Below are 11,718 nucleotides of genomic sequence, written 5' to 3'. Positions count from 1 at the left end.
CATGATCGATGCCAAAGCGAATCAGTCGGAGGGGACCGGGCGCGCCTGCGACGCGAAAGGCTATCCCACTGTGATCGGTCAGCATCTCGCCTTCCCGATCCGGGAGTACTTCCAGGTCGTCGAGCAGGAGCCGCTGCCGGCGCAGCTTGCCGGCCTCGTCGCGCGCTTCGAGGCCGCGCTTGCGGCGCACGGCCAAGTCGTGGCCTTCGACTTCCGCAGCGACATCATAAAGGCGCTCCCGGCTCTGCGCACCTTCGCGCTCTCGCTCGTCGGCGACGTGAGCCGCGCCGACGACCTGGTGCAGGAGACCTTCGTGAAGGCCTGGGCCAACCAGGCGCGGTTCCGGCCCGGCACGAACTTCACCGCGTGGCTGTTCACGATCCTGCGCAACCAGTTCTATTCCGAACTGCGCAAGCACCGGCGCGAGGTCGAGGACGTGGACGGGACGCATGCGAGCCAGATGACCAGCCTGTCCGACCAGGAGGATGCGAGCACGCTCAAGGTCGTCTGGGAGCGGCTCGAAGACCTGCCGGCCGCGCAGCGGCAGGCGCTGCTGCTGGTCGGCGCGGAAGGCCACACCTACGAGGAGGCGGCGACCAAACTCGGCTGCCAGGTCGGAACCGTGAAGAGCCGCGTCAGCCGGGCGCGCACCTCGCTCCTCGACACGCTCGGCGTGGTCGTGGCGGGCCAGGCGCCCGCCTGAGGAGGCCGTTCGCGCCGACGCCGGACAGTCCGACGCTTCAGCCGTTCCCGGGAGTCGGCGGCCTCAGTCAGGCAAGACCTGCGGGCCGCGATACTGGTCGTCCGTGACCTGTTCCAGCCAGGTCACGGCGGTGCCGTCCAGGCGCTCCTGGATCGCGACATGGGTCATCGCCGTCGTCGCTGTGGCGCCGTGCCAGTGCTTCTCACCGGGCTCGAACCAGATGACGTCGCCCGGCCTGATCTCCTGGATCGGGCCGCCCGCCCGTTGCACCCAGCCGGACCCGAAGGTCACGATCAGCGTCTGACCGAGCGGATGCGTGTGCCAAGCGGTGCGCGCACCCGGCTCGAACGTCACGCTGGCCCCGGCCGCGCGGGCCGGATCGGGGGCGGAGAAGAGCGGGTCGATCCGAACGGTGCCGGTGAACCAGTCGGCCGGACCCTGGCCGGACGGTTGTGTTCCGCTGCGCTTGATGTCCATGGGATGGGCCTTCCCTGTTCGTGACCGTCCCCGTCAGAGCGACCAGCCGCCATCGACCGAGATCGATGCGCCGGTCACGAAGGCACCGAGGTCGGAACTCATCCACAGCACCGCCTCGGCAATCTCCTCGGGCCTGCCCAGCCGCCCGACCGGCTCCAGGTCGATGGCCTTCTGGAGGTCGCCCCCGGTGAAGCGGTCCATCATCGGTGTCTCGATATTGCCGGGCAGGATCGCGTTCACCCGGATCCGCGACTTGGCATAATCGAGGGCGGCGGATTTGGTCAGGCCGATGACGGCGTGCTTGGACGCGGCATAGCTCGCCCCGCCCGCCACACCCCGGATGCCTGCGCCCGACGACGTGTTGACGACGACCCCGCCGCCCTGGCGCAGCATCTGTGCGATCTCGTGCTTCATGCACACGAAGGTTCCGCGCAGGTTGATGTCGAGGATGCGATCCCACGCATCGAGCGCGATCTCAGCGACGGGCGCCGCCGTGTTCTCGACGCCGGCGTTGTTGAAGGCGATGTCGAGCCGGCCGAACGCCGCGACGGTGCGCGCGACCGCCGCCTCGACCTCATCGGGCCGCGAGACGTCGCAGGCAATGGTCAGCGGCTCGCCCCCCGCATCCCGGATTGCCTGGGCCGTATGCCGGAGCGCGTCCTCCGTCCGATCGACGAGGGCGACGCGCGCACCTTCGCCGGCGAACGCGACGGCGGTGGCGCGCCCGATGCCGCTCGCGGCTCCGGTGACGAAGGCGACCTTGCCGACGAAGCGGTTTGCTCTGGACATGGCGTGACCTCGTTGGCTTCGGAGGCGGACCGGCCTTGTCCCGATGGGGACCGCGTCCGCGATCGTCGGCCTCGATGTAGCGGGCTGACGCTCGGCGAAGCAGGTGCCGTCGCCTCAACGGAACGATGAGCGCGCCTCATCGCGCCACAGCCGCACGCCGCGCGCTACAGGCCGAGCGGGCGCATCTCGCGGATGAGGGCGATCAACAGGCGCAGGCCGGTCGGGAGCTGCCGCCGTCCCGGATAATAGAGGTGGAAGCCGGCACCGACGGGAGACCAGGCGTCGAGAACAGGGCGCAGGTCGCCGGCGTGGACCAGCGCCGTCACGCAGGGCTCCGGCAGATAGGCTAGCCCCGCACCGGCCCGCGCGAGCGCGATCACGAGCTGCGTGTTGTCGAGCGTCAGCGCCCCCGGCACGTCGAGGGCCATGGCCGATCCGTCGGTCTCGAATTCCCAGTGATAGATGTCGTCGTTGCCGAGGCGGACGCGCAGGCCCCGATGGGCCAGGAGATCGGCCGGATGCGCCGGCGTGCCGAAGCGCTCCAGGTAGGCGGGGGCGCCCACCACGACCCAGCGTATGTCGGCCGAGAGGCGCTGCGCGATCATGTCTTTGGGAACGGTGTCGCCGTACCGGATCCCGGCATCGGCGCCGGTCTCGATCACGTCCAGGAGATGGTTCGAGACGCGCACGTCGATCTCGATCTCCGGATAGCGTCGGACGAAGGTCGGGAGGACCGGGGCGAGCAGGAGCGCGCTCGCATGTTCCAGCACGTTGAGCCGGATGCGGCCCGCCGGCTCGTTGCGATGGCGGTTCATCGCCTCGACGGCCATACCGATCGCCGCGAACGGAGCCTCGACCGCGGCGAACAGCTCCTCGCCGGCCGCGGTCAGCGTGACGCTCCTGTTCGTCCGGTTGAGCAGGCGAACGCCGAGCCGCGTCTCCAGCCCCTTCAAGGCATGGCTCAGCGCCGACGCGCTGACGCCCAGCTCAAGGCCCGCGCGACGGAAGCTGCGATGCTTCGCGATGGCGAGGAAGTAGCCGAAATCGGCGAGGTCGGCACGGCTGAGCTGCACGGAGCGGTTGTGACGACGCGCCAGCGTCGGCGCAACCGTCCTGAGCGCCGCCCGTCACACCGGCGGCCGGCGCAGGTGCCAGTCGGTCGCCCGCTGGTAGGCCTGTCCGATCCGCAGCGCCATCGCCTCGTCGTAACCCCGGCAGACGATCTGCAGCGAGAGCGGCAGCCCGGATGCGGTGAAGCCGTCCGGCAGCGCCAGCCCGCACAGATCGAGCAGGTTGCCGAACCGGGTGAAGCGGGAGGGCAGATGCGCCTCGTCGACCTCGGAGAGCGCCACGGCCGCGCATTCCGTGGTCGGCGTCAGCAGAGCGTCGATCCCCTCCAGGGCGGCCGCATATTGCAGCTTCATCGCGGCGCGGCGGTGGAGCGTGCCGAGATATTCCTGCGCCGAGACCTCCGCACCGGCCAGGATCCGGGCCCTGACCGCGTCGCCGAGCTGTGCGGCCGGATCCTCCGCGAGGGCGCCGTTGACGAAATAGGCCTCCGCGTTGGTGATCCCGCTCATCGCCACGCATTCGCTGAACCGGAACGGCAGGGCGATGTCGACGATCTCGGCCCCCAGCCGGGCGAGCAGGTCGAGGGCCGCGTCGTAGGCGTCCAGCATGTCGGCGGCGACGCCCTCCCGCTCGATCGCGGGCATCCGGGCGAGCCGCAGGCCGCGCACCCCGCGGTTCAGGGTCGGCCAGGGCGCGTCCGGCAGGACTCCGCGGGTCGTCGGGTCGAGGGGATCGGGGCCGGAGATCGCCTCGTAGAGTAACGCCGCATCCTCCACGGTGCGGGCGAGCGGGCCGGGCGAGTCCAGGGTGGTCGAGAGCGGCACGATCCCCCAGGTCGAGACGCGCCCCACCGTCACCTTCAACCCGGTGAGCCCACAGAAGGCCGAGGGCAGGCGCACCGATCCGCCGGTATCGGTCCCGATGCCCCAGGGGGCCATGCGGGCCGCCACCGCGACGCCGGTGCCGCTGCTCGACCCGCCGGGCGTGCGCGGCGTCTGGGAGTCCCAGGGGTTCCAGGGCGTGCCGAGGTGCTGGTTGGTGCCCCAGCCCCCATAGGCGAACTCCACCGTATGGGTCTTGCCGATCACGATCATGCCCTGCGCGATCAGGCGCCGGGCGACCGTGGCGGTGCGCTCTGCCCGGCGGGCGCGATGGGCGGCCGAGCCGCCCATGGTGATCCGGCCTTCCAGATCGATGAGGTCCTTGAGCACCACCGGGACACCGTGGAGCGGCCCGACCGCGTGGCCGGCGCGGATCGATCGGTCGGCGCCCTCCGCGGCGAGGCGCGCATCCTCGCGGAAGACTTCGGTGAAGGCCTGGAGCTTCGGCTCCAGCTGCTCGATCCGGCCGAGCATCGCATCCACCGCGTCCACCGGCGAGAGGGCGCGCGACCGGATTGCCCGGGCGAGGTCGGCCGCGGGGGCGTTCACGGGATCGATATCGGACATCGGTTTCACTGCACGCTGACGAGGGTGAGGTCGACGAACCAGGATTGCGGCGAGACGAAGCCGTGGACCTTCTTCGACATCCCGCGGGGATTGAGGTCATGCACGACGAACAGCCATGGCGGGTTGTCCACCAGTCGCTCGTGGGCAGCCTTGGTCTGGACGTCGATCACCTTGGTGTCGGTGGTCTCCGCCAGCGCCTTGAGGGCGGCGTCGAACTGATCGTCCTTCCAGTTCGGGAAGTTGAAGCCGTTCGGCGGGAACCGGTCGCCCGCGAAGTAACGCGCCATCACGCTGGCGTCGGACGAGGGCGAGGAGACGTTGAGCGCCATCGAGCCCTGCAGGCTCGGCGCGTCCGGCAGCGCCCGGCTCGAATTCAGCAGCACCTGCCACTCGACCACGTTGAAGCTGAGATCGACGCCGCAGGCCTGCTTGAGGTTCTCCTGCAGGTACTCGTTCATCGGCATCGGCAGCATCTGGCCCGAGCCGGAAGACGAGATCATCACCTTGAGGCTGAAGGGCTTCTTGTCGGTGTAGCCGGCCTCCGCGAGCAGCGCCTTGCCCTTGGCAGCATCGAACACGTAGCGGTTCTTTGGAGTGCCGAAATTCGGGTCCTTGTCGTTGAGCCAGCCCGAGGCCGGCTCGGCCGTGCCGTTCAGGAGCTCGACGAGGGCAGCCCGGTCGACGCAGTAGTTCAGCGCCTGCCGGACGCGCACGTCCTTCAGCGGGCTGTCCTTGGCGCCGATGTTGAAGATGTAAGGCCAGACATGCGGGTAGGAGCCCGTGGTGATCGTGAAGCCCGCCTGCTTGAGGGACGGGATCGCGTCGGGCGCCGGCACCTCGATCCAGTCCACCTGCCCCGACCGCAGGGCGGCGACCCGGGCATTCGCCTCGGGGATCGGCAGAAGCCGGACCTTGTCGACCTTGGCCATCCGGTTCGGGTCCCAGTAGCCGTCGAACTTCGCGAGATCGACCGATTCCCGCGGGGCCACGCGGGTGATCCTGAACGGGCCGGTCCCGGCCGCGGGCAGCGCCGCCACCTTGCTCCAGTCGCGGCCCGCCTTCTCGAACGAGTTCGGCGACGTGAACAGCAGGTAGACGACCATATACGGGAAGTACGACGCCACCTGCGTGGTCTTGATCTGCACGGTGGCGTCGTCGATCTTCTTGTAGCTCCCGACGAGGGGCGCCCGGGCACGGGAGATGCCGGCGCCCTGCGCCTCGAATTGCGGGCTGTCGTTCCGGTAGTAGCGGTCGAGGTTCCAGATCACCGCATCGGCGTCGAACGGCGTTCCGTCATGGAATTTCACGCCCTGGCGCAGATGGAAGGTCCAGAGCGTCTTGTCGTTCGGATCCTGCTCCCAGCGCTCCGCCAGCGCCGGGATGATGCCCGCGAGCTTGTCGGTGCTCTTCAGATCCCACTGCACCAGCCCCTCGAAGATCGGGTAGCCGAGGAAGCGCATGCCCTCGAAGCCGTTGTTCGGCATCCCGGTCGCCGTGGGGATGTCGGTCGCGGTCATGGCGATGCGCAGCACACTCTCGGCGCTGGCCGGATCGGCCAGGGCGAGAGGGGCGGCCAGCGAGAGAGCAATCAGGCGGCGAAGTGTCATCGTATCCCGTTCGTCGAAGTTGAAGCGCGACAGCGGCAAATCCCGCGCCACATCGTGCCATGATCCCGGCGTCCTGCGAACGGGCGATGACGCGCTTCAGGCCTTGCGCTCGACCCCGGCTGCGTCACGGTAATAAAGAATGCGAGTCGCCGGCAGCGCCGGCCCGAAAGAATGGAGCCGCCCGTGACCGATGGGACGCCAACCACGATGAACGGGGCCGAGAGCTTGGTCCGGACCCTCGTCGCCGGCGGGGTCGAGGTCTGCTTCACCAATCCCGGCACCTCGGAGATGCATTTCGTCGCCGCCCTCGACCGGGTCGAGGGCATGCGCTGCGTGCTGTGCCTGTTCGAGGGCGGGGCCACCGGCGCCGCGGACGGCTACGGCCGCATGGCCGACAAGCCGGCCTCGACCCTGCTGCATCTCGGGCCCGGCCTCTCCAACGGGCTCGCCAACCTGCACAATGCCCGCCGGGCGCGCACGCCGATCGTCAACATCGTCGGCGAGCACGCGACCTACCACCGGGAATACGACGCGCCGCTGACCTCCGACATCGAAGGGCTGGCCGCGCCGGTCTCGGCTTGGCTGCGCACCGGCATGAGCGCCGCCGAGATCGGCGCCGACGGTGCCGCCGCGATCGCCGCCGCCCGCACGGCGCCCGGGCAGATCGCCACGCTGATCCTGCCGGCCAATACGGCATGGGATCCCGGAACCGGCATCGCGCCCGTGCCGGCGGTCCCGGAGCGGGCGTTGGCCAGCGACGACGCGGTCGCGGCCGCCGCCAGGGCGCTGGCGAGCGGCGAACCGGTGTTGCTGCATCTCGGCGACCGGGCTGTGCGCGGCGAGGGCCGGGTGATCGCAGACCGGATCGCCCGCAAGACCGGCGCGCACTTGATGGCGATGACCTCCAACGCCCGGATCGACCGCGGCGCCGGCACCGTGCCGATCGAGCGGCTTCCCTACCCGATCGACCAGGCGATCGAGGCGCTGAAAGGGTTCCGCCACATCATCCTGATCGGGGCGACCCAGCCGGTGGGCTTCTTCGCCTATCCCGGAAAGCCGAGCCTGCTCGCTCCCGAAGGCTCCACGACGATCACGCTGGCCACCCCCGGGGAGGACCAGATCGACGCTCTGGAACGGCTGGCCGAGGCCGTCGCGGCGCCGCCCGCCGAGCCCATCGCCGCGGCGGCGCGGCCGAGCCTGCCCACCTCCGGCCCCCTCGACCAGGACACGATCGGCCAGGTCCTCGGCGCGCTCATCCCGGACAATGCGGTGATCTGCGACGAGTCGATCACCACGGGGCGCAACTTCTTCGCCCTCACCCGGGACGCGGCGCCGCATACGTGGCTCCAGCTCAGCGGTGGCGCGATCGGGCTCGGCATTCCGATGGCCACCGGGGCGGCCGTGGCCTGTCCCGACCGCAAGGTCATCAACCTCCAGGCCGACGGCAGCGGGCTCTACACCGCGCAGGCTCTCTGGACCCAGGCGCGCGAGCGCCTCGACGTGGTGACGCTGGTCTGGTCGAACCGGTCCTACGCGATCCTGCGGGCGGAACTCGCCAATGTCGGCGCGCTCAATCCCGGCCCGAAGGCGATCGGCATGTTGAGCCTGGACGACCCGGCGGTGGATTGGGTGAGCCTCGCCCGCGGCTTCGGGGTCGATGGCCGGCGTGTGGAGACGCTCGCGGCCTTCATCGACGCGTTCCAGCACGCGCTGGCCAAGCCCGGCCCGTACCTCATCGAAGTGAGCCTGTGAGCGGGGCGGAATACCCCCTCCCCGGGCTCGAAGGCCCGGCCGAGATCCGGGTCGACCGCTGGGGCGTGGCGCATATCCGCGCCGCGACCGCGCTGGACGCCTTCCGGGCCCAGGGCTTCAACGCCGCCCGGGACCGGCTGTGGCAGCTCGACCTCTGGCGCAAGCGCGGCCTCGGCCTGCTGGCGGCGGATTTCGGGCCGGGCTACATCGCCCAGGATCGCGCCGCGCGGCTGTTTCTCTATCGGGGCGACATGGCGGCCGAGTGGGCCGCCTACGGGCCGCAGGACACGCGGGCGATCGTCACGGCCTTCGTGGACGGGATCAACGCCTTCGTGGTTCTGACCGAGGCGCGACCCGATCTGCTGCCGCCCGAATTCGCCGTGACCGAGACGCGCCCGTCCCCGTGGCGGCCGGAGGACGTTGTGCGCATCCGCAGCCACGGGCTGGTCCGAAACGTCCTGTCCGAGGTCGCCCGTGCCCGGGTGCTCGCCCGGGGCGAGTCCCGCGCTGCCGGGCTCGCCGCCGACGATGTGCGCAAGCGCATCAGCCCGCCGCACGAGCCGGTGATCCCGGACGGGATCGATGCCGCCGGCTGGCCCGACGATCTGCTGGACGATTTCCGCCTGGCCACCGCACCGGTCGGGTTCACGCCCGAGCGCATGGCGGCGCCGCGCGCCGAGGCGTGGCACTGGACCGGGGTCGACGCGCACGGCGCCGTCACCCGGGGACCGCGCGCCGCGCCGAAGGAGCCGTCCGAAGGCTCGAACAACTGGGTGGTGGCGCCGTCCCGCACCGACACCGGCCGCCCGATCCTCGCGAGCGACCCGCACCGGATCTACCTGCAGCCCTCGCTCCGCTACGCGGTCCACCTCACCGCCCCGGGCCTCGACGTGATCGGCGCGGGCGAGCCGGCTCTGCCCGGCATCTCCATCGGCCATAACGGCCACGCCGCCTTCAGCCTGACCATCGCTCCGATGGACCAGGAGGACCTGTTCGTCTGCGAGACCGATCCCGCCGATCCGGACCGCTACCGGTACGGCGACGGCTGGGAGCGGATCGCGCGCATCACCGAAACCATCCCGGTGCGCGGCGGTCCCGACGAGACCGTGGTGCTCGGCTTCACCCGGCATGGCCCGGTGCTCCGCGAGATGCCCGCCCGCGCCTTCGCGCTGCGCACCGTCTGGTCCGAGCCGGGCGCTGCCGCCTATCTCGGCAGCCTCGCCTATCTCGGCGCCACGACCCCGGAGGCCTTCGGCGATGCCCTGCGCCACTGGTCGGCGCCCTCGGTCAACCAGCTCTACGCCGATGTGACCGGGCGGATCGCGTGGTTCATGGCCGGGAAGGCGCCGGTGCGGCCTGCCCATGACGGCCTGCTCCCGGCGCCGGGCGACGGCCGCTACGACTGGGCCGGTTTCCACGATCCCGACGCCCTGCCCCGCAGCATCGACCCGGCGGACGGCTACATCGCGACCGCCAACGCCATGAACCTGCCGCCGGACTTCCCCGCAGAGGCCTTGAAGGTCGGCTTCGAATGGGCCGAACCCTGGCGCGCCCGCCGGATCCGTGCGGTGCTCGACGGACAGCCCAGGCACGGCCTTGAGCAGTCCCAGGCGCTCCAGGGTGACGTCTTCTCCGAGCCCGCCCTGCGGCTCGCCCGGCTGGTGCGGGCGCTGCCGGTGGGCGCGGATCCGGATGTCGCGCAGGGCTGGGATCTGCTGTCACCGTTCGACGGGGCGCTGCACGCGGACTCCGCCGCCGCTGCCCTCATCGAGGTGTTCTGGGTCGGCCACCTGCGCCCTGCCCTTCTCGAAGCCCTGGTGCCCGATTCCGGGACCCGCCGCCTGCTGCCACCCGGCGACACGCAGAGCCTGATCGAGCGGCTGGAGACCGGCCTCGATCCGGCCGCGCGCGCTGCCCTTCTGGCGGATGCCCTCGGCGCCGCCTTCCGCACCTGCCGGGAACGGCTGGGCCCGGATCCCGCCGCGTGGTCCTGGGGCGGCCTGCACCACGCCCTGTTCGCGCATCCGCTCACGGCCCTGCGGCCCGATCCCGGCTGGGATGTCGGTCCGCTGCCGGTGGGTGGCGCCGCGGCATCGGTCATGCACGCCGAGTACCGCACTGACACGTTCCGGCTTACCCACGGCGCCTCGTTCCGCATGGTCGTGGACGTGGGTGACTGGGACCGGTCGGTCTTCGTCAACGTTCCGGGCCAGTCGGGGGACCCGGGCAGCCGGCACTACGCCGACCTGGCGCCCGTCTGGGGCCGCCGGGACTACCTGCCGATGCTCTACGGCCGCGAGGCGGTGGACGCGGCGACCGAAACGATCATCGCGCTGAGCCCGGCCTCCGCCTGATCGGCGGCCGTCCGGGTGGGAGGGGGCTGAGACCTTGAAGATCTTCATCGCCGGACTGGCCACCGAGACCAACACCTTCGCGCCGCTGCCCACGGGCCGCGCGGCCTTCCTCGCCGACTACGCCCGCCGCGACGGCAGCCGGAATCCGCCCCGCCTCAGCAACATCGGTCTCAGGGCCTGGCGCGCCATGGCCGAGGCGGACGGGCACGCCGTTGTCGAGAGCCTCTCGACGTTCGCCCAGCCCGGTGGGATCACCCTGCGGGCGGTCTACGAGGAGTTGCGTGACGCGCTTCTGGAGGACCTTCGGGCCGCGATGCCGGTCGACGCGGTGCTGCTGTTCATGCACGGCGCCATGGTGGCCGAGGGCTACGACGATTGCGAGGGCGACACCCTCGAGCGGGTCCGCGCCATCGTGGGCCCCGAGGCCACGATCGGTGTCGAGCTCGACCTGCACTGCCATCTCACCGAGACGATGCGGCGGAGCGCCGACGTGATGGTGATCTACAAGGAATACCCCCACACCGACATCGTCGACCGCGCCCGCGATCTCTATCCGCTCGTGACCGGCGCCGCCTCCGGGGCGATCCGGCCGGTCATGGCCTACGCCGATTGCCGGATGGTCGACATGTGGCGCACCAGCCGGGAGCCGGTCTCCGGCTTCGTGCGCCGGATGGAGGCCCTGGAGGGCCGGGACGGCATCCTGTCGGTCTCCTTCGGCCACGGGTTCCCGTGGGGGGACGTGCCGGATGTGGGCGCCAAGATCCTGGTGGTGGCCGATGGCGATATCGACCGGGCGCAGGCGCTCGCCGACGAACTCGCCGGCGAGGTCTGGGCAATGCGCGAGGCCGCATCCAGCCGCTGCGACACGATCGACGTGGCCATCGACGCGGCCCTCGCCTCCACCGACCCGCGCCCGATGGTTCTGGCCGACTTCGCCGACAATGCCGGCGCCGGCGCCCCCTCGGACAACACCGCGATCCTGGCCCGCTTGGCCCGGCGTGGCGTCCGGGACGTGGCGCTCGGCCTGATCTGGGATCCCGGGGCGGTCGGCATCTGCCACGAGGCCGGGCTCGGGGCGGCCTTCACCCTACGGGTCGGCGGCAAGTGCGGCGTGACCTCGGGCGATCCCGTGGACCTGCGTGTCACCGTCCGCGGCCTCTCGGACGACCACAGCCAGGGCGGGCTCAGCGGAGGCCGGGCCCATCTCGGTCCTTCCGCCTGGATCGAGGCGGACGGGATCCACGTTGTTCTGACGCACATCCGCCAGCAGGCCTTCGCGCCCGACGCCTTCACGGGGCTCGGGCTGACCCTCGACGACAAGCGGATCGTCGTGGTGAAGTCGATGCAGCACTTCTATGCAGCCTTCGCGCCCATCGCGAGTGCGGTCCGCTACGTCGCGGCACCCGGCGCCGTCCCGCCGGATTACGGCACGATCCCCTACACCAAGCGTTCGGGCCTCTATTGGCCCCGGGTCGCCGACCCGTTCGCCGCTGGCGCCGCGGAGACAGTCCGATGAA

Annotated in this window: 9 protein-coding genes; 4 read left to right on the top strand and 5 right to left on the bottom strand. The window is 70.9% G+C overall.

The features are described 5' to 3' along the window. The first annotated feature begins 1 nt into the window (after position 1). A complete protein-coding gene (locus Q8W67_RS11460; protein ID WP_305545363.1) occupies positions 2-703 on the top strand; it encodes a sigma-70 family RNA polymerase sigma factor in 702 nt (233 codons plus the stop codon). Between the two features lie 63 nt (positions 704-766). Here the strand turns inward: Q8W67_RS11460 and Q8W67_RS11455 are convergent, their stop codons facing one another. The 5 genes from Q8W67_RS11455 to Q8W67_RS11435 form a co-directional block, all read right to left on the bottom strand. Beyond that, a complete protein-coding gene (locus Q8W67_RS11455; protein WP_305545360.1) occupies positions 767-1,180 on the bottom strand; it encodes a cupin domain-containing protein in 414 nt (137 codons plus the stop codon). Positions 1,181-1,213: 33 nt separating this feature from the next. Continuing rightward, positions 1,214-1,969: a glucose 1-dehydrogenase gene (locus Q8W67_RS11450; RefSeq protein WP_305545357.1), complete on the bottom strand. Its 756-nt coding sequence runs from the start codon at positions 1,967-1,969 to the stop codon at positions 1,214-1,216. Positions 1,970-2,133: 164 nt separating this feature from the next. Then, on the bottom strand, positions 2,134-3,042 hold the full coding sequence (locus tag Q8W67_RS11445; RefSeq protein ID WP_305545355.1) for a LysR family transcriptional regulator: 909 nt from the start codon (positions 3,040-3,042) through the stop codon (positions 2,134-2,136). A 54-nt stretch (positions 3,043-3,096) separates the two neighbouring features. Next, a complete protein-coding gene (locus Q8W67_RS11440; RefSeq protein ID WP_305545352.1) occupies positions 3,097-4,488 on the bottom strand; it encodes an amidase in 1,392 nt (463 codons plus the stop codon). 5 nt (positions 4,489-4,493) lie between these two features. Next, complete coding sequence (locus Q8W67_RS11435; RefSeq protein ID WP_305545349.1) at positions 4,494-6,095, bottom strand: ABC transporter substrate-binding protein; 1,602 nt, start codon at positions 6,093-6,095, stop codon at positions 4,494-4,496. Between the two features lie 207 nt (positions 6,096-6,302). On the opposite strand from Q8W67_RS11435, the gene Q8W67_RS11430 reads away from it, so the two are divergent. The 3 genes from Q8W67_RS11430 to Q8W67_RS11420 are packed head-to-tail and all read left to right on the top strand — an operon-like array spanning position 6,303 to position 11,717. Next, a complete protein-coding gene (locus Q8W67_RS11430; protein WP_305545525.1) occupies positions 6,303-7,847 on the top strand; it encodes an acetolactate synthase large subunit in 1,545 nt (514 codons plus the stop codon). After that, the gene (locus Q8W67_RS11425; protein WP_305545346.1) at positions 7,844-10,201 is read left to right on the top strand and encodes a penicillin acylase family protein; all 2,358 of its coding nucleotides are present in this window, start codon (positions 7,844-7,846) and stop codon (positions 10,199-10,201) included. Before Q8W67_RS11430 ends, Q8W67_RS11425 begins: the two co-directional genes overlap by 4 nt. 34 nt (positions 10,202-10,235) lie before the next feature. Beyond that, positions 10,236-11,717, top strand: coding sequence for a M81 family metallopeptidase (locus Q8W67_RS11420; RefSeq protein ID WP_305545343.1), 1,482 nt, complete (start codon positions 10,236-10,238; stop codon positions 11,715-11,717). Position 11,718 lies beyond the last annotated feature (1 nt).

The organism is Methylobacterium sp. NEAU K, assembly GCF_030700285.1.
GTDB lineage: Bacteria > Pseudomonadota > Alphaproteobacteria > Rhizobiales > Beijerinckiaceae > Methylobacterium.
This window is presented reverse-complemented; position numbering and strand designations above follow the sequence as displayed.